General features: G+C 63.2%; 22 protein-coding genes and 2 tRNA genes. 17 read left to right on the top strand and 7 right to left on the bottom strand.

Annotation, left to right across the window (positions count from 1 at the left end; genetic code table 11):
• The first annotated feature begins 63 nt into the window (after nt 1-63).
• Nucleotides 64-1,641 (top strand): efflux transporter outer membrane subunit, encoded by a 1,578-nt coding sequence (locus KP701_RS01010; RefSeq protein ID WP_215745303.1) that lies wholly within the window; start codon nt 64-66, stop codon nt 1,639-1,641.
• A gap of 49 nt (nt 1,642-1,690) precedes the next feature.
• On the opposite strand, the gene fbaA is transcribed toward KP701_RS01010, so the two are convergent.
• Nucleotides 1,691-2,767, bottom strand: a complete 1,077-nt coding sequence (gene fbaA, locus KP701_RS01005; protein WP_215745302.1) for a class II fructose-bisphosphate aldolase — start codon at nt 2,765-2,767, stop codon at nt 1,691-1,693.
• A 170-nt stretch (nt 2,768-2,937) separates the two neighbouring features.
• On the opposite strand from fbaA, the gene KP701_RS01000 reads away from it, so the two are divergent.
• The 6 genes from KP701_RS01000 to rimI all read left to right on the top strand — a co-directional run bounded on the left by KP701_RS01000 (nt 2,938) and on the right by rimI (nt 7,466).
• A complete protein-coding gene (locus KP701_RS01000) occupies nt 2,938-3,705 on the top strand; it encodes a response regulator (protein WP_041111363.1) in 768 nt (255 codons plus the stop codon).
• A gap of 20 nt (nt 3,706-3,725) precedes the next feature.
• Nucleotides 3,726-5,090 carry an ATP-binding protein gene (locus tag KP701_RS00995; RefSeq protein ID WP_215745452.1) on the top strand — a complete coding sequence of 455 codons (1,365 nt, stop codon included), beginning with the start codon at nt 3,726-3,728 and terminating at the stop codon, nt 5,088-5,090.
• Between the two features lie 116 nt (nt 5,091-5,206).
• Nucleotides 5,207-5,770 (top strand): NifU family protein, encoded by a 564-nt coding sequence (locus KP701_RS00990; RefSeq protein WP_215745451.1) that lies wholly within the window; start codon nt 5,207-5,209, stop codon nt 5,768-5,770.
• Nucleotides 5,771-5,773: 3 nt separating this feature from the next.
• The gene (locus tag KP701_RS00985; RefSeq protein ID WP_215745301.1) at nt 5,774-6,394 is read left to right on the top strand and encodes a malonic semialdehyde reductase; all 621 of its coding nucleotides are present in this window, start codon (nt 5,774-5,776) and stop codon (nt 6,392-6,394) included.
• On the top strand, nt 6,379-7,026 hold the full coding sequence (tsaB, locus tag KP701_RS00980; protein ID WP_371818858.1) for a tRNA (adenosine(37)-N6)-threonylcarbamoyltransferase complex dimerization subunit type 1 TsaB: 648 nt from the start codon (nt 6,379-6,381) through the stop codon (nt 7,024-7,026). Before KP701_RS00985 ends, tsaB begins: the two co-directional genes overlap by 16 nt.
• Before the next feature lie 32 nt (nt 7,027-7,058).
• Complete coding sequence (gene rimI, locus KP701_RS00975) at nt 7,059-7,466, top strand: ribosomal protein S18-alanine N-acetyltransferase (RefSeq protein ID WP_215745300.1); 408 nt, start codon at nt 7,059-7,061, stop codon at nt 7,464-7,466.
• Here rimI and KP701_RS00970 read toward each other — a convergent pair.
• On the bottom strand, nt 7,453-7,701 hold the full coding sequence (locus KP701_RS00970; protein ID WP_215745299.1) for a sulfurtransferase TusA family protein: 249 nt from the start codon (nt 7,699-7,701) through the stop codon (nt 7,453-7,455). The genes rimI and KP701_RS00970 overlap by 14 nt on opposite strands.
• A gap of 81 nt (nt 7,702-7,782) precedes the next feature.
• Here KP701_RS00970 and KP701_RS00965 point away from each other — a divergent pair, with 81 nt between their 5' ends.
• The 5 genes from KP701_RS00965 to KP701_RS00945 all read left to right on the top strand — a co-directional run bounded on the left by KP701_RS00965 (nt 7,783) and on the right by KP701_RS00945 (nt 12,039).
• A complete protein-coding gene (locus KP701_RS00965) occupies nt 7,783-8,190 on the top strand; it encodes a MucR family transcriptional regulator (protein ID WP_011252343.1) in 408 nt (135 codons plus the stop codon).
• A 104-nt stretch (nt 8,191-8,294) separates the two neighbouring features.
• A complete protein-coding gene (locus KP701_RS00960) occupies nt 8,295-8,828 on the top strand; it encodes a Fur family transcriptional regulator (RefSeq protein ID WP_215745298.1) in 534 nt (177 codons plus the stop codon).
• Nucleotides 8,829-8,950: 122 nt separating this feature from the next.
• On the top strand, nt 8,951-9,781 hold the full coding sequence (locus KP701_RS00955) for a GNAT family N-acetyltransferase (protein WP_215745449.1): 831 nt from the start codon (nt 8,951-8,953) through the stop codon (nt 9,779-9,781).
• 75 nt (nt 9,782-9,856) lie between these two features.
• A complete protein-coding gene (gene lnt / locus KP701_RS00950) occupies nt 9,857-11,380 on the top strand; it encodes an apolipoprotein N-acyltransferase (protein ID WP_215745297.1) in 1,524 nt (507 codons plus the stop codon).
• Between the two features lie 107 nt (nt 11,381-11,487).
• Nucleotides 11,488-12,039 (top strand): helix-turn-helix transcriptional regulator, encoded by a 552-nt coding sequence (locus KP701_RS00945; protein WP_215745296.1) that lies wholly within the window; start codon nt 11,488-11,490, stop codon nt 12,037-12,039.
• 3 nt (nt 12,040-12,042) lie between these two features.
• On the opposite strand, the gene KP701_RS00940 is transcribed toward KP701_RS00945, so the two are convergent.
• Nucleotides 12,043-12,705, bottom strand: a complete 663-nt coding sequence (locus KP701_RS00940; protein ID WP_215745295.1) for a tyrosine-protein phosphatase — start codon at nt 12,703-12,705, stop codon at nt 12,043-12,045.
• A 177-nt stretch (nt 12,706-12,882) separates the two neighbouring features.
• Here KP701_RS00940 and KP701_RS00935 point away from each other — a divergent pair, with 177 nt between their 5' ends.
• Nucleotides 12,883-13,188: a hypothetical protein gene (locus KP701_RS00935; protein WP_225198738.1), complete on the top strand. Its 306-nt coding sequence runs from the start codon at nt 12,883-12,885 to the stop codon at nt 13,186-13,188.
• Nucleotides 13,189-13,288: 100 nt separating this feature from the next.
• Complete coding sequence (locus KP701_RS00930) at nt 13,289-14,851, top strand: globin-coupled sensor protein (RefSeq protein ID WP_215745293.1); 1,563 nt, start codon at nt 13,289-13,291, stop codon at nt 14,849-14,851.
• A gap of 15 nt (nt 14,852-14,866) precedes the next feature.
• Here KP701_RS00930 and KP701_RS00925 read toward each other — a convergent pair whose 3' ends face one another.
• From KP701_RS00925 to KP701_RS00915, 3 genes are read right to left on the bottom strand one after another with little or no spacing between them, the layout of a single operon-like run.
• Nucleotides 14,867-15,046, bottom strand: a complete 180-nt coding sequence (locus KP701_RS00925) for a Trm112 family protein (RefSeq protein WP_011252335.1) — start codon at nt 15,044-15,046, stop codon at nt 14,867-14,869.
• A 2-nt stretch (nt 15,047-15,048) separates the two neighbouring features.
• Nucleotides 15,049-15,723 (bottom strand): LON peptidase substrate-binding domain-containing protein, encoded by a 675-nt coding sequence (locus tag KP701_RS00920; protein ID WP_041111357.1) that lies wholly within the window; start codon nt 15,721-15,723, stop codon nt 15,049-15,051.
• A 4-nt stretch (nt 15,724-15,727) separates the two neighbouring features.
• Nucleotides 15,728-16,681, bottom strand: a complete 954-nt coding sequence (locus tag KP701_RS00915; RefSeq protein WP_215745292.1) for a co-chaperone YbbN — start codon at nt 16,679-16,681, stop codon at nt 15,728-15,730.
• Between the two features lie 185 nt (nt 16,682-16,866).
• Between KP701_RS00915 and KP701_RS00910 the strand changes: the two genes are divergently transcribed.
• The 3 genes from KP701_RS00910 (at nt 16,867) to KP701_RS00900 (ending at nt 18,717) form a co-directional block, all read left to right on the top strand.
• Nucleotides 16,867-16,941, top strand: a tRNA-Gly gene (locus tag KP701_RS00910).
• Between the two features lie 146 nt (nt 16,942-17,087).
• Nucleotides 17,088-17,162: transfer RNA gene (locus KP701_RS00905), tRNA-Gly, on the top strand.
• Nucleotides 17,163-17,340: 178 nt separating this feature from the next.
• On the top strand, nt 17,341-18,717 hold the full coding sequence (locus KP701_RS00900) for an FAD/NAD(P)-binding protein (RefSeq protein WP_215745291.1): 1,377 nt from the start codon (nt 17,341-17,343) through the stop codon (nt 18,715-18,717).
• Nucleotides 18,718-18,721: 4 nt separating this feature from the next.
• Here the strand turns inward: KP701_RS00900 and KP701_RS00895 are convergent, their stop codons facing one another.
• Nucleotides 18,722-20,326, bottom strand: coding sequence for a carbohydrate porin (locus tag KP701_RS00895; protein ID WP_215745290.1), 1,605 nt, complete (start codon nt 20,324-20,326; stop codon nt 18,722-18,724).
• Nucleotides 20,327-20,360: the final 34 nt, after the last annotated feature.

Raw genomic sequence — 20,360 nt, 5'->3', positions numbered from 1 at the left:
TCCTGACATGCTGACCGAACCGGTCGGTCACCGCAAGATCATTTCCGCCTCAGGAGTTTCTTTGTGAGCGCAGCCTTCACTTCCCGCGCGCTGCTTTGCGGCTGCGCCCTGTTCACCCTGTCCGGCTGCCTCATGGTGGGGCCTGAATACCACGCGCCCAAGCCCTGGTCGCCGGCGCATTACGCCGACCATACAGCTGGGGCGCCTGACAGCATCGTCAGCGAGATGAAGGCCGACAGTCACTGGTGGCAGGTCTTCCACGATCCGGAACTGACGTCGCTGGAAGACCGTCTGGTCAACCAGAACCTGTCCTTCCGCCTCGCGACCGCCAATCTGGCGCAGAGCCGCGCGCAGCTCATCATGGCGGGTGCCGAACGCTTCCCGGCCCTGAGCGCCTCGGGCTCGTACCAGCGCAGCCAGTACAGCACCAAGCAGTTGCAGGAAATCATCGGCCATGTCGCGGGCGGCATCGCGAAATCCGAAGGCGGCTCGATCGGCAGCACCGTTGGGCCGATGCTTCAGAACGCGGCTGGCGGGGCGACCATCCCGCTGCTGAACCAGTGGCGCAGCGCGATCGATGCGACGTATGAAATCGATCTGTGGGGCCGCGTGGCGCATCAGTACGATGCCGCCAAGGCCGACCTTCAGGCCACGGATGAAGAGCGTCGCTCGGTCCTCATCGCCCAGCAGGCCGATATGGCACATGGCTATATGAGCCTGCGCGGCGACCAGCAGCGCCTGAAGATCCTGCGCGACAACATCCAGATTCTGACCCAGATCGCCACCATTGTGCAGGAGCGCTATCGCGGCGGTCTGGTGACGGAACTGGACGTGGATTCCGCACAGGCCCGCCTGCACGATACGCAGGGTCAGGAAGCGCAGCTCGAACAGGCCGTGGCGCAGGAAGAAAATGCGCTGGCCCTGCTTCTGGGCGCGCCACCGGAAAGCCTGAACGCCGAACTGGAAAAGAACGCCGGCGTCCCGGTCGTCCCGCCGGTCGTGCCCGTCGGTCTTCCGTCCGAGCTGGCCCACCGCCGCCCGGATATCCGCGAGGCCGAGGCCCGTCTGCGCGGTGCTGTGGCCGAAGTGGGCGAGGCCACGGCGGATTTCTATCCGAAGGTCACGATCAACGCCGATTTCGGCTTTCAGACCCTGTCCTTCCGGGATCTGGGCTTCTGGAACGCCCGCGCTTGGAACGTGGGCCCGTCCATCTCCCTGCCGATCTTCCAGGGCGGCCGTCTGTACGGCCAGCTCGAGCTGAAGAAATACGCACAGAAGGCGGCCGCGATTTCCTATCAGCAGACGGTCATCAAGGCCTGGCATGACGTGGACAACGCCCTGATCGCGTATCGCGACGAACAGCTGCACCGTCAGGGGCTGCAGAACGCCGTCAACGACAACGGCAAGGCACTCGCGCTGGCCCAGAGCCAGTATCGCAGCGGCCTGACGAACTATCTGAACGTCCTGAACGCTCAGGCGCAGCTCCAGTCCGCCCAGCTCGACCTCGCCAACAGCGATGCCACGCTGGCGACCAATCTGACGCGGCTTTACAATGCGCTCGGTGGCGGATGGGAAGACGCACTGCCCGACAGCCGCGATGTGGCCAAGGCGCAGCTCGCTTCGGCCACGCCCGGCCCCTGAAGCCCGGAAACCCTTTCAGGAGGCCAAAGCCTCCTGAACGCCGGTCCCGTCAGGATTTGCGGGCGACGGACCTGCCTTTGGAGCCCAGGATCTCGAAGGCTTCATCCAGCCGCTCGACGATGGACTTCTCACCCACGCGCAGCCATTTGCGCGGATCGTAGAGCGACTTCATCGGCTTGTCGGTGCCGGGATCAATCTGGTGCTGGAAGGCCACCGGATGTTCCAGAACATAGCTGCCCACACCATGCGCGAACGCGAACTGGATGTCGGTGTCGAGGTTCATCTTGAACACCCCGTACGAGACGGCCGCGTCGATTTCCGCAATCGTGGACCCTGATCCGCCATGAAAGACCAGCGGCAGCGGCTTGGGACCGCTTTGCGTCGCCTTCTGAACGGCATCCTGCGAGTTCTTCAGGATTTCGGGGCGAAGCTGCACATTGCCCGGCTTGTAAACGCCATGAACATTGCCGAAAGACGCGGCGATCGACACCGTCCCGATCGGGGAGAGCAGCTCCCAGGCCTTCAGCACGTCCTCGGGCTGCGTGTAGAGATGCGCGTTATCTGCACCCTCTTCGAGGTCATGGCCGATGCCATCTTCCTCGCCACCCGTCACGCCCAGTTCGATTTCCAGCCCCATGCCCAGAGGTGCGAGACGCTTCAGCATGGAAGCCGAAGTCGCCAGGTTTTCTTCCAGCGGTTCCGTGGAAAGGTCGAGCATATGGGACGTGAACAGCGGCTTTCCGGTCGCCTTGAACTCGTCCTCGCTCATCGTGATGAGGTCGTCGAGCCAGGGGATCAGCTTGCGGTCGGCATGATCGGTGTGGAGAATGACGGCGATGCCGTATTCCTTCGCCAGAAGATGGACATGACGCGCCATGGACGCCGCGCCCAGCACACGGGCCCGATGGGCATCCGGCAGGCCTTCGCCCGCATAAAACCGCGCGCCACCGTTGGAAACCTGGATGATGACGTCCGATCCGTTGCGGGCAGCCGCTTCCAGAACCGCGTTGACGCTGTCGGTGCCGACGACATTGATGGCGGGAAGGGCATAGCCCCCTTCGTGGCAGGCCTTGATCAGGGCCGTATAACTGGCGCCACTGACGACGCCGGGAGAAACTCGTGACATGGGCGACTCCGACTGAACGCATGAAACGGGCCAGCAGAACGGGCATGGCCGTGATGCGTTGTACTGTACGATGCTAATCTCTTTTCGTCATGAGCGCTAAAGTATCGGGAACAGTTGTTGTCAGGATTTGTTGCTTGTGATGCCAACCCTGTGGAGACTATGGAAAAGACATGGTGCCAAATCTTTCTGACCCCGATCTTCCCGCCCGTATCCTCGTCGTCGAAGATGACGCGGGCATGCGGACCCTCATTCTCCGTGCCCTTCAGGGCGGCGGTTTCCGTGCCCGTGGCGTTGCCTGCGGGGACGAGATGTGGGCTGCGCTCGAAGTGGCTCCCGTCGATCTCATCATCATGGACATCATGCTGCCGGGCAAAAGCGGCATCGAACTGTGCCGCGCGCTGCGCAGCGGGCAGGGCGCCACGCATGAGAACGAAACCCCGCCGGCCCAGGTGCCGATCATCATGGTCTCGGCCCGTGGCGAGGAACGCGACCGCGTGAACGGTCTCGAATCGGGTGCGGACGACTATGTTCCCAAGCCTTTCGGCCAGCGCGAACTTCTGGCGCGCGTGCGTGCGGTTCTCCGTCGTGGCATTGCGACCGGCGCCCCGCAGGAGCGCGTCCGTCGTGAGACGCTGCGTTTCGCGGGCTGGACGCTCGACCTGCGCCGCCGTGAACTGACGGACCCGTCCGGGGCCACCGTCGATATTTCCGGCGCGGAACACGATCTGCTGACAAGCTTTCTCGACAACCCTCAGCGGGTCATCGCCCGTGACCGGCTTCTGGAACTGTCGCGGACCCGTCTGGGCGACGTGTCGGACCGCAGCATCGACGTTCTCGTCAGCCGTCTGCGTCGCAAGCTGGGTTCGGACGCCGATCAGCTGATCCGCACCGTGCGCGGCCTCGGATATATCTTTGTTGCCGAGGTTGAACGGGTCTGAACATCCAGAATCGCATTCTGCTGTGGCCGCTGGGGCTGGTCGGGCGCGTCTGCGTTGTCCTGGCCGTCGCAGTGACACTGGTGTTCCTGACGAACGCCATTTTCTACGGTCAGGCAGAGACCTACATCGTTGATGACGTGCGCATCGCCCAGCTGGGCGAGGCGCTGAGCACGGATCTGCGCGTTCTCGCCGCCGCCCCCGTCAGCCAGAGATCCTTTCTGGCCGTCATGCTTTCGGGCAGCGAACTCAGCGTGGCGTGGCAGCCCGCCTCGATCACGCCTGCGCTGCCGGGCCATCACCCGGTCGCGCTCACGCAGCTCGTCAGGCGTCTGACCGCAGACGATCCCATTCTCGAACAGGCCCATCTGGACCTCTACACATTGGGACCGGGAAGCGCGGACGTGCTGGGCTCCCAACGCCTGCCGGACGGAAGCTACATTCATTTCCGCGTGCCCGGCATGCTCGGCCATCACCGTGTTACGCGCGGTCTCGCCTCGGCCGCCATCGCAGCGGGTGCGGTGGCCATTGCGGCGGCCATGCTGATCCGTGGTCTCAGCATGCCGCTCCGTGCGCTGGTCTCGGTCGCGGACCGCATCGGCTCCAGTGAAAAATGGGTGCCGCTGGCCGAACGCGGACCACCCGAAGTGCGTGGGCTGGCCCATGCCATCAACGCCATGCAGGACCGCATCCAGAGCCTCATCAATGATCGCACACAGGCTCTGGCAGCCGTCTCGCACGATCTGCGCACGCCGCTAACCCGCCTGCGTCTGCGCTGTGGTTTCCTGAACGACGGGGAGGCACAGGCCGCCATCGAGGCCGATCTGGACGAAATGGAAGCCATGGTGAACGGCATTCTGGCGTATCTCGCTGGCGCCGATGATCCGGAAGTGCCCCGCACCATCAATATCGTCGCCACGCTTGAAACTCTCGTGGACGACCATGTCGATCGCGGGCACGAGGCCCGTTACGAAGGGCCGGACCGCGCTCTGGTCCATGTTCGTCCGCTCGCCATGAAACGCGTGCTGTCGAACCTGATCGAAAACGCCATCAACTATGGCGGCAATGTCCTCGCCACCCTCCGCACCCGCGAGGACGGCGCGTTGGAAATCGCCATCAGCGACAGCGGTCCCGGCATCCCCGAAAGCGAATACCAACGCGTCCTGACTCCGTTCTACCGTCTGGAAGGGTCGCGCTCGCGCGCTACGGGGGGAATCGGGCTGGGGCTTGCAATCGTCCAGCGTGAAATCGCGCGCGAGGGCGGCTCTCTGGTTCTGGGGCGTGGAGATGCCTCGAGAGGCTATGGCGGCCTGCGTGCAACCATCATCCTGCCCCGGGGACTCCCTTCTCCGGCAAGGAAAACCGAGGGGCAGGGCGAACAGGTCTGAAAACATCCGGCCTGCCGTTAAAAACACGGGAAGTCGGACCAATGCAGTCCCGACACTTGCACCTTGGGGAGAAGTGGCACATGTCAGGGCGACTGGAACGCAAGGACATGACCACGATGTTCATCGAGACCGAAGACACTCCCAACCCCGCCACCCTGAAATTCCTGCCCGGCCGCAGCGTGACCGGCGATGCCCGTCCCGTCGATTTCGGCGATGCGGATGTCGCTGCCGGACGCTCCGAACTGGCAACCGCGCTGTTTGACCAGCCCAACGTGCGCCGCGTCTTCCTCGGCGGCGATTTCGTCTCCGTCACCAAGTCCGACGACATCAGCTGGGGCGATCTCAAGCCCGTCGTCCTGGGCACGATCACGACTTTCTTCGAAAGCGGCCGTCCGGTTCTGTCTGGCACGCAGTCTGCTCCGGAACATGACGTGTCGCCCGAAGACGCCGAAGTCGTCAGCCGCATCCAGGATCTGCTTGATACCCGTGTGCGCCCTGCTGTTGCCGGTGACGGCGGCGACATCGCCTTCCGCGGCTACAAGGACGGCGTGGTCTATCTGGCCATGCAGGGCGCATGCTCCGGCTGCCCGTCCTCCCGCGCGACCCTGAAGCACGGCGTCGAGAACATGCTGCGGCACTATGTTCCCGAAGTCGTCTCGGTCGAACAGGTCGAGGACTGAACTATGGACGGCCAGACAGTCCCTGATTGCGCACCGGTTCCGGGCGCGGAAGCCCTGTTCACGCAGGCCCGGACGCCGCGCAGCTTCTCGCCGCGCCCGGTCGGGGAGGATGTCCTGCGCCGTCTGTATGATCTGGTGAAGCTGGGGCCGACCTCCGGCAACTGCTCACCGGGTCGCTTCGTCTTTCTCACGACGCAGGATGCCCGCGAGCGCATCCGCCCCGCCCTGTCGCCGGGAAATGTGGCCCGTGCCATGGCGGCCCCGGTGCTGGCCGTCGTCTGTCATGATCCGCTGTTTTTCGAGGCGCTCCCCCGCCTGAACCCGCAGGAAGGCCTGCGCGACTGGTTCGCCGCCGATGTGGGCCTGTCCGACGAGACGGCCTTTCGCAACGGCACGCTGGAAGGCGCCTATCTCATCATGGCCGCCCGGATGCTTGGCCTGTCCGCCATGCCGATGTCCGGTTTCGACAGCTTCATGGTCGAGGACACGCTGCTGAACGCGACCGGCTGGCGCGTGAACTTCCTCGTGGGCCTCGGTTATCCGGCGGAAAACGAGCCCGCCCCCGACCATGCCGAACCCCGCGCGCCCCGTCTGGACTTCGGAGAGGCGTGTTTGTGTCTGTAAAGACGGGGTCTGTAAGGATAGTCGTTTTCAACGGGGCAGGGGCTGGAACCGGCCTGACCAGTCTGGTGTCGCTCGTCGAGGACGGGCGTATCGTCGCGGAAAAACTGATGGCCGGTCGCGGCGCGTCCGAGCATTTCGCGCCCGCCATCCGTGAGCTGCTGGCGCAGAACAACTGGACCACGGCTCCTGATCGCATCGTTGCCGTCATCGGGCCGGGCTCCTTCACGGGCCTGCGGTCTTCCCTGTCGCTGGCGGCAGGACTGGCGGCAGGCTGGAACTGTCCCACGATCGGTGTCACGCTGGGGGCGGCCATTCGCGCCACACTCGCCCGTCCGGACGCCGTCTGTGTGAGTATCGCCCGTCGTGGCCGGGTTTTCGTGGATCCGCCGCACGGTCCGGTCACAGCCAGCCAGATTGTTGATCTCGATCCTGCAGGCTGGGCCTGTGTGACGGGCGACGCCATTTCTGAAAAGACCGACTGGCTCTGTCCCGTGCTTCCCTGCGAGGCGCCTTATGCGCTGGGCATCATACAGGCTGCACAGGGCGTCACGCCCGGTCCGCTGATGCCGCTCTATGTCGATCCCCCCGAAGCAAAGCCCCCCGCTGCCGGTCTGAGGCCTGCGCCACTGTGAACAGTCCTGAAAAGGATTTCCAGTTAAGGGTCATGGGGATCGAATGTGCGCCGCTTCTTGGTGCGCTGCATGAAGTCACGTTTCGCGGCGGAGAAGTCTGGGACGCAACTTCATTTGCCGCCCTGCTTTCAGGCCCCGGGACTGAAGCGACGCTTGCCGTGATCGACACTGTCCCCGTCGGCTTCATTCTTGCGCGGACCATTCTGGACGAGACGGAAATCCTGACCCTGGCCGTACACCCGGATTTCCGGCGCCGTGGCATCGGTAAGGCTCTTGTGCAGAACGTTCTGCGCAAAGGTAAAGTATTTCTGGAAGTAGCAGTCTGTAACAATCAGGCAGCTGCGCTGTATGAGAAGTGTGGTTTTGTAAAAGCGGGGCTCCGTCGCGCTTATTACAGGGACGGAAGCGACGCCCTGGTACTTGTTTCTAGCGATGTTTGACGGTCAGGCAGTAAAGATCCGGGCTGTCAGTAACAGGTGAATCCGCCAGAATTGCGTGACCGAGTGCCTTTACCGACGCGCCAACATTCTTCCGTGTCTCTGTTCCGCGAAGTCGGACCTCAAGTCTCTGCCCGGAAGTCATGGTGTCGAGTTTTGTTCGGACATATACTGTGGTCATGGGGCATTTTTTTTCAGTTATATCTATGAAAAATGTTTCATTTTCTGTCACGCACATGTTTCTTTCTTTTTATGCTTGAACTGGGCAATTTATGACTGCTACATGCTCACTCGCTCAAGGATGAAGGACTTAACTACAATGTCGCAAGAGACAAATGCTCCCGAACTGCATCAGCTGACCGCGCAGATCGTTACGGCCTATGTATCGAACAACGATATTCCGGCTGACGCTCTTCCGGCCCTGATCCGGTCCGTCCATGACTCTCTTGCAACGGTGAACGTTCCGGAAGAGGCTCCTGTTGAAAAGCCTGTGCCGGCCGTTTCGCCGCGCAAGTCGGTTTTCCCGGACTACATCATCTGCCTCGAGGACGGAAAGAAGCTGAAGCTGCTGCGCCGTCACCTCAAGACCGCTTACAACATGACGCCGCAGGAATACCGCGAGCGTTGGGGTCTGCCGCCGGAATACCCGATGGTTGCGCCGAACTACGCGAACCACCGCTCGTCCCTGGCCCGCAAGATCGGCCTCGGCCGTCGTCGCGAAGACTGAGAGCCGCTTTTTCCTGCCGCCGGTTTCTTCATCCCGGCGGCAGGAAAAGCCTGACAGGCGCCACGAAGTGGACAAGACGCCTGTTTTTCGGCTAGGCCGCAGATATGGTCGCAGATACGAAAATCGCCGAGAGACGCGCCGGCCCAGGGAATCGGAAGGCCCCGTCTTCCCCTGTGCCGGATGATTCGCACATTGCCCGCCTGTGTGTGGAAAGCGGCCTGAAGATGACCGGGCAGAGACGGGTGATCGCCCATGTCCTGTCCGTGGCTGACGATCACCCGGACGTCGAGGAGCTGTATCGCCGCGCGTCCGAGATCGACAGCCGCATTTCCGTGGCAACGGTCTACCGCACGGTCCGCCTGCTGGAAGAAAAGGGCATCCTTGAACGCCGTGATTTCGGCGGCGGTCGTGCACGTTACGAAGCCAGTGACAGCGGCAATCACTATCATCTGATCGATGTGGACAGTGGCCGCGTCATCGAGTTCGAGGACGAGGAGCCGGTCCGTCTTCTGGCCCAGCTTGCCCAGCGTCTGGGATTTGATCTTGTCTCGCATCGGATCGAACTGTTCGGCCGCCGCGCCGAACCCGATGACAGGAAAAAATCTCCTTCAGAAAACAGAAACAAGAGCGGATCATGACCACCAAACCGGCTGGCACACCCCTTTCCGTTCCAGATGACGCCACTGTCGCTTCAGTTTCGACTCCTGCATCGACTCCGGCACCCCATACGCTGGCCAGCAGCGAGGAAACGCTGCGCCAGATGGAGACGCTCTCCACGCTTTCCCTGAACCGCGAAGGCGGCTTTCAGGAACTGCGCGGCGGCACGCTGGGGGTGCGGATTGCCGAGACGGCCGAGGAACGCGACGCCGCACAGGCCCTGCGCTATCGTGTTTTCTTCGAAGAACTCGGCGCCCGCCCCGACGAGCGTGCCTTCCGCACCAAGCGTGACGTGGACGAATTCGATGAGGCCGCCGATCACCTTCTGGTCATCGACCACGCCAAAGGCCCCGGCGCCGCCGGCGTCGTCGGCACCTACCGTCTGCTGCGCTCCGATGCTGCCGAGAAGGTCGGGCGTTTCTATACGTCCTCCGAATACGATATCTCCACCCTGACGGAATTTCCCGGTCGCCTGCTTGAAGTCGGGCGGTCCTGCGTGGCGAAGGAATATCGCGGCCGCTCCGCGATGCAGCTCCTGTGGCGCGGGATTGCGTCCTACATCTTCCTGCACCGGATTGACGTGCTGTTCGGCTGTGGCAGTCTTCCGGGCACGGACCCGGACGCCCTGGCCGACCAGCTCACCTACATGCATCACAACCACCTGGCCCCGCCGGCCCTGCGCATCCGCGCGCTTCCGGACCGCTATGTGGAAATGCAGCGGACCGATCCGCATGTGCTCGACTACCGCGCCTGCCTCAACAAGCTGCCCCCGCTAATCAAGGGCTATCTGCGACTGGGTGGCTATGTCGGCGACGGCGCGGTCGTGGACGAGCAGTTCAACACCACGGACGTCGCCGTTCTGGTGAAAAGCGAACTTCTGGCGGATAAGTATTACCGCCATTACGAGCGCCGCCTGCGCGACGCCCTCGACTGAGCTTTCCCGCAGCCGGATCCTCACGATCCGGCTGTTTTTCTGTTTCAGCCTTTTCGTCAGCCGGACGGTTCCTTCATGATTTCGACGCTCCCTGTCCGTGGCTGGCGCCTGGCCGGACTGATGCTGTTCGCCGGTGGGCTGGCAGCCCTGTCCCTGCCGCCGGTGCACGCCCTGTTCCTGCTGCCCGTGGGACTGACGATCCTCTATCGCGCGTCCGAAGACGCGCGGTCATGGAAACAGGCGGCCTGGTGCGGCTTCCTGTTCGGCATGGGATTCCACACGGTCGGGCTCTACTGGCTGACCAACGCCATCCTCACCCGTGTCCATGAATTCTGGTGGGTCGTCCCCTTCGCATCCCCCGGCGTGGCGCTACTGATCGCCCCCTTCATCTGCGTCCCGGCGATCCTGTGTCGCGTAGTGCGGCCCGGCTGGCGGCGCGTGCTGATGTTCGCGGGAAGCTGGACCGTCATGGACATGGGCCGCGTCTTCATGTTCTCGGGCTTTCCGTGGAACCCGCTGGGAAGTGACCTGGAACTCCCGGGTTTCGCCGGAGACGTCATGATCCAGCCGGCTTCGGTTCTGGGCGTGGACGGCCTGTCGCTCGCTTTGGTGCTCGGCTCTCTCGCCCTGTTCCGTGGCAGACGCGCGGCTGTGGCCGTGCTGGCTGTGTCCGTGCTGTGGATCGCCGCAGGAACATGGCGCCTGTCGTCCGTCATGCCGCTGAACATTACCAATCCCCGCGCCGTGCTGGTGCAGGGCAACGTGCCCGAAGCCGAAGTCATCAGCCATGCCGACGCGGTCGGTAATTTCCGCCGCTATCTGAACCTGACTGCGCAGGGCGCACAGAAAGCCTTCGCGCAGGGCGGTCGTCCGCCCGTGGTGATCTGGCCGGAATCCGGCTTCCCCGGCCTGCTGGACGAAGACGCACTTGCCCGCCAGATGATCGCCCGCGCCGCCGATGGCGCCCCGGCGCTGATCGGTTCGGACCGTGAATCCGGCAAGGACTGGTTCAACAGCCTGATTGCCGTCGCTCCTGATGGCAGTATCGCGGCGATCTACGACAAGAGCCGCCTCGTCCCGTTCGGGGAATACCAGCCCTGGATCCTGCCCTTCAACGTCCTGCCGGGCGTCCTGACACCGGGGCCGGGCCTGAAGACATGGGATCTGCCGGGAATAGGGCGCGTAGGCCCGATGGTCTGCTACGAGATCATTTTCTCGGGCTCCGTCACGGCCCGCAATGAGCGCCCGAACTGGCTCGTCACGATCTCGAATGACGCCTGGTACGGCAACAGCGCCGGCCCCCGCCAGCATCTCGCCACGGGGCGGATGCGGGCCGTGGAAGAGGGGCTTCCGGTCGTCTTCGCCAACAATACCGGCATTTCCGCCATCTATGACGCGACCGGGCATGAAACCGCCCGTCTGGGCTGGGGCCGGGCCGACGTGCTGGTCAGTGACATCCCGTCACCGCTCCCCCCGACCTTCTTTTCCCGCTTCGGCCGCGCCACGCCGCTTGCGCTTTCGATCCTGTGCATGGTTCTGGCGCTCGTCCCCACGGAACGGAAGAAGCGCGACTGGGACCTGGGGGTGTATAAAGGTTAACATTGACAATCCAGGGTTGTCTTATTAACCATTTACATGTGTCAGAAAAAGATTCCTCCCCGGATCGCGCCCGCCCTGAATCCCGTAGTTCCGCTGCGGCCGGACCGGTGGACGTCCATGTCGGCAACCGCATCCGGCTGCGTCGTACACTCATGGGGCTGTCGCAGGAAAAGCTGGGCGAGGCTCTGGGACTGACCTTCCAGCAGATCCAGAAATACGAGCGCGGCGCCAACCGTGTGGGTGCCAGCCGCCTGTACGATCTGGCGCAGGTTCTGGATGTGCCAATCGGCTTCTTTTTCGATGATATGCAGGAGGCACGGCCGTCCGCGCCGTCCAGCGCGCCACGGTCGTTTTCCGGTTCCGCTCCGACATTCAATCCGGCTTTCGGCCAGACGTCCGCCACGCCGACGTCCGCCACGCAGGCCCCCGTCACCGGGTTTGCCGAAACGCAGTCGGCATTCGGAGCTCCACCGCCACGCGCTCCTGCTGCACCGCCGCCACGCCTGTTCGATCTCCCGGTGGACGAAGCCGCCCTGTTCAGCCGCCGCGAGACGGTCGATCTGGTGCGCTCCTATTACCGCATCCCGGACCCTGCGGTCCGTAAGCGGATGCTGGACCTGATCCGCTCTCTCGGCCCGGCAGACGTTAAACCGGACTGAGCCTTATTCCCGGCGCAGGATGCTGTCATTGACGAAAGACGCCAGCTTCCCGGCCTTGAAATCGGCCCGCAGACGGTCCTCGTCATACTCGTCCCGGACCCAGTCCAGAAACGGCACACGCCCTTCGGCTTCCTTCTGATAGCGCAGGAAAAACGCGTCCAGAATGCCCGTGCGCGAGCGGTTGAAATGCCCGAACCGCCAGTGCAACTGCCCCAGCGCGTCCTGCGCCGTGCCGCCTTCAAACATCAGCACCAGACCTGATGCCAGACCCGCCCGGTCCGCACCGGACTTGCAGTGCATGAGCATGGGGAAAGCGAGTGTCTGGTACATGTCGTAAAAGCGCAGAATGCGGTCGCGGTGTGGTGCCCCCCGGCTCTCGAAAGCCATGTCCAGATGGGCCAGCCCCAGCTTGGCGCTGGCCCCGCGGGACAGCGCATCCGAGCCGCATTTGCGATGCCCGCGCAGGTTCACGAGCGTCTTCAGATGCAGGCGCCGCGTCAGGCTGCGCAGGCGCGCGGGCGTGGGATGATTACAGCGCCAGACCTTGCCCGGCACGACGGGGGCGAGATTGGTCCAGCCCAGCCGGAAGATGGAGTGGTCCACGAACAGACTGTCCCACCAGGCGCGGCGCCGCGCGGCGGGAGACGTGATCCGGCCTTCGAACATGGTGAATGCATCCTTGCTGGACATGCCGCTTGGCAGGGGCGGGCGGCGGGAAGAACGCGCTGTGTCCCATCCCGCAAAGGGATGCGTCAACCGCCGAAAAGTGCTATATTGCGTCTTATGCGCTTCGTTTCCCCTTTCCTCATGCTCTCGTTTCTCGCCACGGCGGGATGCGGGTCCATGTTCAGCGGGCCCGCGCCGGACATGGCCGCCCTCCCGCCGCCAGGCGCAGCACCTGGCCACCATCCCCACAGCAGCACCCATCACCGTCAGGCCAGCGGCATGTCCTATGCCGATGACGCGCCGGTCATGCCGATGCCGCCGGGTGCGGAAAGTCCGTCCTCGCCCTCGCATGACACCGCCAGCAGCTCGTCCCCGGGCGGCATGTCCTTCGGCGGCGGTCAGGGCAACAGCGTCAATATAGCGCCCCAGCCCGCAACCCCCGATACCGAAGTCTCCTACGGACAGAACAGCGGGTCCAACTGACCCGAAGACTGTCGACCGTTCTTCATGATTGCGTAACTCTTGGTGTGTTACGGGCATTGCCCTGAACACGCGCCAAATCCACGCTCTGGAGACTCCGACTATGACTGAGCAGGTCAAGGCAGACATTGCCGAGCGGCTGCTGTTTCTTGGCATCGGCGCAGCTGAGAAAGCCCATCTGGCCAGAATTCGCCCTCAGGCGCTGGGGGTGCTCGGGCCTGCGCTGGACCGCTTCTATGGCCGGATTCACAAGACTCCGGCCCTGAACCGCTTTTTCGCCAACGAGCAGCATCGCATCGGTGCGCGCAACCAGCAGGAAAAGCACTGGAAGCGGATCCTTCAAGGGGACTTCGGCGCCGATTACGTCGAGAGCACCCGCGCCATCGGCAACACCCACGCCCGGATCGGCCTCAAGCCGCAGTGGTATGTCGGCGGTTATGCCCTGCTGATCGAAGGCATGGTGACGGACCTCCTCCGTCAGTACTGGCCGCAACCGCGCCGCAGCTTCCTGGACCGCCTCCTGCGGCGTCCGGCCCGGGGAACCACCGCCGAGGAGGCTGCCGCGCAGATTGGCCTGCTGATCCGCTGCGGTCTTCTGGACATGGAACTCGGGCTTGAAACCTACACGCAGAATCTGGACGTCCGTGAGCGTTCACGCGCCGAAAGCGAGCGGATCCAGAGCCTTGCCGCCCTGTCGGACGCGCTGGCGGATGCGCTTGATCGCATGGCGGGCGGCGATCTGGTCCAGCAGATTGACCCGGCGCTGGAAAATGGCTCGACCCGCATGAGCGGCGCTTTACACCGGGCCTGCGAAGGACTGGGGCGCATCGTCCATGCCGTCCGCGAAACTTCCGGGGCCGTGGAGCAGCGCGCCCGCGAAATCAGCGGATCCACCGAGAACATCACCTGCCGCATCGCCGAACAGGTTGACGCCCTGGCGGCCGTAGCGCGCAACATCACGGAACTGACGTCCTCGGTGAAGGAAGTCGCGGACGAGGCCCGGCAGGCCGATACGACCGTGGCCGACTGCTGTCAGGAAACCGAGCAGGGTCGCGATATCGTGGCCAAAACCGTCGAGGCCATGGCCAAGATCTCGTCATCCTCCAACCGGATCGTCCAGATCATCGGCGTGATTGACGAGATCGCGTTCCAGACCAATCTTCTGGCCCTCAATGCCGGCGTCGAAGCTGCCCATGCCGGAGACGCGGGGCGTGGTTTTGCAGTTGTCGCACAGGAAATCCGGGCCCTGGCCCAGCGTTCCGCCACGGCAGCCAAGGAAATCAAATCCCTGATCGCCAGCAGCATGGAAGACGTGCAGCGCGGCGTGCAGATGGTCGACGAGACCGGTACGGCACTGGGCAATATCAGCACATCCGTCGAGCGTCTGGGAACAGCGGTGGGACAGATCGCCTCAGGGGCCGAGGCTCAGGCCCGACGCATCATGGACATCAACGCCAGCACGACACAGCTCGAGGGGGTGACCAAGAGCAACGCCGCGATCGTTCACCAGACCAGCGGCGCCAGCCAGAAACTGGTCGGCGATGCCGGCGAACTGACGCGCGTCGTACGGAACTTCAAGGTCCGCAAAAGCCCGCCCCGACCGTCACAGCGTGCGCTGGAGGTCCGGAAAATGCCGTCTCCGGCCGGTACGGCAGAAAAGGTCTGATCCCCCGAACAGGGATCAGGCGTCGATCTGGCGTGCCTCTTCGGGCAGCATGATGGGAATGCCGTCCCGGATCGGGAAAGCCAGCTTCGCCCGGGGGCTGATGAGCTCCTGGGTCTCGCGGTCATAGGTCAGCGGCCCCTTGGTGACCGGGCAGACCAGAAGGGACAGGAGGCGGGGATCGAGTTCTGTAGTCATGACTATTCCATGCCCCTCTCAAGCAGATCCAGCAAGAGCCCCGCGCGTTCATCCAGCGTCATGGCTTCCAGAAGAGACTGTTTTTCCACCGGCGTGAACGGCACGAGCATCGGCAGGACAACCAGCAGCGTTTCATCGTCCATATCTTCAATCAGCGGCCAGCTTGCCTGCAGGTCGCGGGATTCGAGATAGGTTTTCAGGCCGTTCAGCAGTAAGTCGCGGTTGATCGGCAGTGGATCTTCCTCGACGAGGTCTGCCGCGAAGGGCGTGGCGTCTATGATGCCTTCGCGCCAGCCTTGGTCCGTCGGCGTCTCGCGGATCAGGCGAAAACGGGAAATGCCGAGGAGTGTCACGGAAAACGTGCCATCGACATGCTCGGTAAATTCCGTGATGCGGCCCAGCGTTCCGGTCCGGTAGAGCAGGGGGTGCTCGTCCGTGTCCGGGTCCATGAGGGGCTGGATCACGCCGATCATCCGCCGCCCGGCCAGCGCATCCTCAAGCAGGGCCACATAAGGCGGCTCAAAGACCAGAAGCGGCAGATGTCCGCCCGGCAGCAGCAGCGCACCCGAAAGCGGGAACAGGCCGACGCGTGGCGGAATGTCCGCCAGCGTCAGTTCCGTCAGGGGAGGCGCGCGGCGGGGACGTTCGGCGGATGGAAGGTCGGGCGTTTCGGTCATCGGCTCACGAAAACAGAAGGGAAGAGAGTTTGCGTCGTGCCGCCAGCGTATCAGGATCCGTATGTCCCCACGCCTCGAAAAAGCGCAGAAGCTCGGTTTTTGCGGCGCCCTCGTTCCAGTTGCGGTCCTTGCGGAGGATATCCAGCAGGGTATTGGCGGCTTCAGCCCGCTCACCTGCGCCGTTGAGGGCGGCGGCCAGTCTGACGCGCAGGTCGAAATCGTCCGGTGCGGCAGCGCTCTGCTGGCGAAGCGTTTCAAGCTCTGAGGCGGCCTTGGCGCCCTCGGCATGGAGCGCCAGCGCGGCGCGGGCACCGGTGATCTCGGGATGGCTGTCCAGCTTTGCAGGCACCTGAGCGGAAGCGTCCTGGGCGGCTTCGGGTTCGTTCAGGGCAATGAGCGCCCGGATCATGCCGCCCCAGGCTTCCGGGTTTTCAGGCTCGGCTTCCAGAAGCTGCGAGAACAGACCGGCGGCCTGATCCGCGTGCCCGTCAGCCAGGGCCTGACGGGCTGCTGCCAGGATTTCCGTGGCGGGCATGACGTCACCGGCCAGTTTCAGAAGGGACTCCACGAAGCGGCGGACTTCGCTTTCCGGCTGGGCGCCCTGGAAAAGATCCAGGACCTGACCTTTCCAGAAAGCCACGACGAGCGGGATGGACTGGAGCGGCAGACCCAGTTGGCCGAGCTGTGCGGCGAGGGCCTGGTTGGCTTCCACATCGACCTTGACGAGTCTGATCCGCCCGCCAGCCGCATGGACGACCTTTTCGAGCACAGGGGTGAACTGTTTGCACGGACCGCACCAAGGGGCCCAGAAATCGACCAGAACCGGGATTTCCCGGCTGGCTTCCACGACATCCGCCATGAAGGTCGTCTGATCGGCGTCAATGATGGTGGCGGCTGCGCCTGCCGGGGCCTTGCCGGAAGACTGACCAATCAGGTGTTCGTCGAATGTGCTGCTCATGGGGGCGGGAACCGTTCGCTGGAAAGACAAGTTCCCTGAAAGATCGGATGTGCGTGCCCCGTGTGCAAGTCCCGGGTGCACGGCTGTGACGTAGGGTGCTGTGCCCGAAAGAGGATATTGCTCCTGAATCGAAAAATCCCTCTTGCGCGGTGGCGCTGATTCGGTCATAAGCCCCACCACGGAGTGCGGGCGTAGCTCAGGGGTAGAGCACAACCTTGCCAAGGTTGGGGTCGTGGGTTCGAATCCCATCGCCCGCTCCATCGAAAAAGGCACCTTCGGGTGCCTTTTTTCGTTTCAGATTTCCCATCCTGATATCCCTCCATCTGCGTGTCTGAACCCTGTTGATGGAAGGCGCATGTTGCCTCTTGCATGATATTCGGGATTCGGTCATAAGCCCCCACGGAGTGCGGGCGTAGCTCAGGGGTAGAGCACAACCTTGCCAAGGTTGGGGTCGTGGGTTCGAATCCCATCGCCCGCTCCAGAAGAATTCCAACAGACTGAAAATTATTAATCCGCTCCGGTTTGCGGGAACGGTTTCTGCTGTTCTTTCGCGGCTTGCACGGGGTTTCGAGAACGTCTGTTACGAAACGTCCCGCTCAGTTTCTGTTGTTTCAGCCATGCTTCGTTTCGCAGACGATCCTGTGGAGAAAAACGGCAGCATGTCCCCTTCAGACCGGCCTCTCATTGCCATTATCGGGGGCGGGGCCAGCGGAACGCTGCTGGCCTGGAACCTGCGCCGGCTGCATCTTCCGGCGCGGATCATTGTGATTGATCCTGCGGAACGCCCTGCGGTCGGGCTGGCCTATTCCACGCTGTCTCCCTGCCATTTCCTCAATGTTTCAGCGGGCGGCATGAGTGCTGATCCCGATGATCCGGAGCATTTCCTGCGCTGGCTCCGCGTCCATCACGATCCGGACGTCACGCCCGACCAGTTTATGCCGAGGGCCGTATTCGGGCAGTATCTGTCCAGTCTCTGGGCGGAGGCGCGTCCTGAATGGCGGCAGACCAGCGTTCTGTCGTGCCAGCGTGTTGCGGGGCGGCTGGAACTGGCACTCGGGAATGGAGAGAAGCTTCAGGCAGATCAGGTTGTGCTCGCAACCGGCAATTTCGGCCCCGCGCCTGTCACCCGGGTAGACCCGGATCTGGCCCTGAGCGGGCAGTATCATCCCTCGGGCTGGGATAACGGCTTCTATGACCAGGTCGCGCCCGATGCGGCGGTTGTCCTGATCGGAACGGGACTAACCTTCCTCGACGTGCTGATGCGCCTGCGCGAAAACGGCCATCGGGGGCGGGTTGTGGCCCTGTCCCGTCACGGCTGGTGTCCCGAGCGTCATGCGCCCTCCACTCCCGCAAAAACGGACATCATTCCTCCGGGAACACCTGCGACGGCGCGGGCGTATTTCCGGGCGTTCCGGGACCGGCTGGCCGAAGGGATCGGCTGGCGCAGTGCGGTCGATGCGCTGCGTCCGCGGATCAATCCGCTGTGGCAGGCTCTGGATCTGGCGGAAAAAAGGCGCTTCCGGCGCCATCTTCAGCGACGCTGGGACATCGTGCGGCATCGTATCGCGCCGGAGGTGGCGGATTTCATGGTTGCGGAACTGGAAAACGGCATGCTGCGCTGTCGGTGCGGGCAGGTAACCCATCTGGGTTTTGAGGTCGGGCGAGTTCTGGTCCGGGCACGTGACAAGACAGGCCCGTTCACGCTGTCCGCCGATCATGTCGTGAACTGTACGGGGCCAAGCCGGGCTTACCGACAGATGGTGGACACTCTCCCCCATAGGCTTCTGGCGGACGGAATGGTGCGGGAGACTGCTCTGGGCGGATTGCACTGCCGCGAGGATGGCGCGCTGACTGATGCGGCCGGACGGTGTTCCGGAGATCTGTTCGCGGTGGGGCCGATGCGTTGGGGAACATTGTTCGAGACGACGGCCATTCCGGAAATCCGCAGGCAGGCAGCGGATCTGGCCACCCTGATGAAAGAACGGTGTGGCCGGAATGTCCGGGAAGCATCGTGCGAGACGGTGCTTCCCGGATAGGGGCTCAGAAGAACTGGATGTGGCTCTTGAAGCCGAGCATCGCGGCGTCCTTGAGCGCCTTCTGGGCGCCCGGGCGGAAGTAGTACTGGAAGTCGGGCGCGAAAGTGATCCCGCGCATGACATGGATGCGGTAGGTCGCTTCGAGCACTTCGCCAAATGTCTGCGGCGTCAGGGAACTGGACATGAGGGGCAGTCCGTACATGGCCTGCAGACGCTCCGTTGCTGTCGCGTATTTGGAGACGCGCACATAGGAGAAGTTGATGCCGATCGTATCCAGCGGGCGGGCTGCCCAGAATCCGCTGTCGATCAGGCCGGCGGAATACTGCTGCGCCCTGAGCTGCGTGCGGGGGCTGTTGGCGTACATGCCGCCCAGCAGAATCAGACCCGCATCAGCATTGCCCTTGACGTGATGGCGCAGGATCATCTGGTCCGCGAGTGCCCAGGCCGACCATGAATAGTTCAGGGTGCGGGCCGAATTCCCGGTCAGGACATACGGTTGCCCGTTCACATCGTAATAGTTGTCCTTGTGCGGTGCATTGTCGATCGCATAGCCGACCTTGTAATGGCCGGGCAGCTTGTCCTTGCCGAACAGCGGCTCCCAGCCGGCTTCGACCGGGATGGCCTCGCCGTGGATATCCGCACCGTTGAACTTGAAGCCCGTACGATACTGCGTGTTGGCGTAAATGCCGGCCTGGGAGAAATAGACGCCTGTCTGGATGTAGGTGCTGGTGGTGGGACGCGTCCGCACGCGGAAGGCCCAGCTTGCATCGGGATAGGACGAATGGGTGATGTTGTCGGAAGACGCTTTGGGGTTTCCGCAGAACGCGTTGTTCTGGAAGGTGCAGTACAGCGGGCTGGCCGAGAAATCGTTCAGCAGCGGAATACGGCCGCCCGCAAGGTCCACACGGCCCTTGGCGATCGTCTCTTCCGCATAGACGTAGACGAGATGGACGACCACGTTGCCGCCGGCGCCGTAAATTTCGGAGCTCGGGTTGAGGTTGTCACCGAACATGCGGCTGCCGGGAATGCCGTACCGGCCCACGACAAGCGCATGGGTCGAGAAGCCGCGCACATTGGCGAGCTTTTCCCAGTCGATGTCGTTTTCAAGGCTGTACTGGCCGGCATTGCTGCTGCCCTGACGCAGGCCATAGCCCTTGGTCGGGCTGGTGATGGCACCCGAAAACTCGTTGGTCGTATCCATCATGATGGCCACGCCCCGGTCCCGCAGCCAGGTATTCCAGCCGAACGGATCGACGAGAATGGCTTCGGGATGCGGCAGGGGCGGGACCCATTCATGGCCGAAATAGACCTGGTTCAGCGGCGTGTTGACGCGCTCGCTGGGGAGTTCGGAGTTTTCGGACGGCCAGACGACCGGCGTATCGGGCTGCAGGGGCGCAGTGACCTGGATCTGGGTCACTTTTGCGTTGGGAGTGTAGCTCTGGACGGTTGATGGCGTTGAGCTGGAAGCGGATCCCGTGCTGGAGATGGGAGATGTCCGTGCGGTGCCATCCTGAGCTGTGGTGCTTGTGGCTCCAAGGCTCTGGGCGATTGCGCAGGACGGAAGAAATGTGGCCAGGCAGAAAGCTGCGTGAAGATGAACTCGAGACAAGCCGCTGATTCCTTGGAAAGCAGGTTAGCAACGG

Origin of the sequence: Gluconobacter sp. P1C6_b, from assembly GCF_018811945.1 — a bacterium.
Classification (GTDB): Bacteria; Pseudomonadota; Alphaproteobacteria; order Acetobacterales; family Acetobacteraceae; genus Gluconobacter.
Note: the sequence above shows the minus strand (reverse complement) of the source record. Positions and strands in the feature narration are given on the sequence as shown.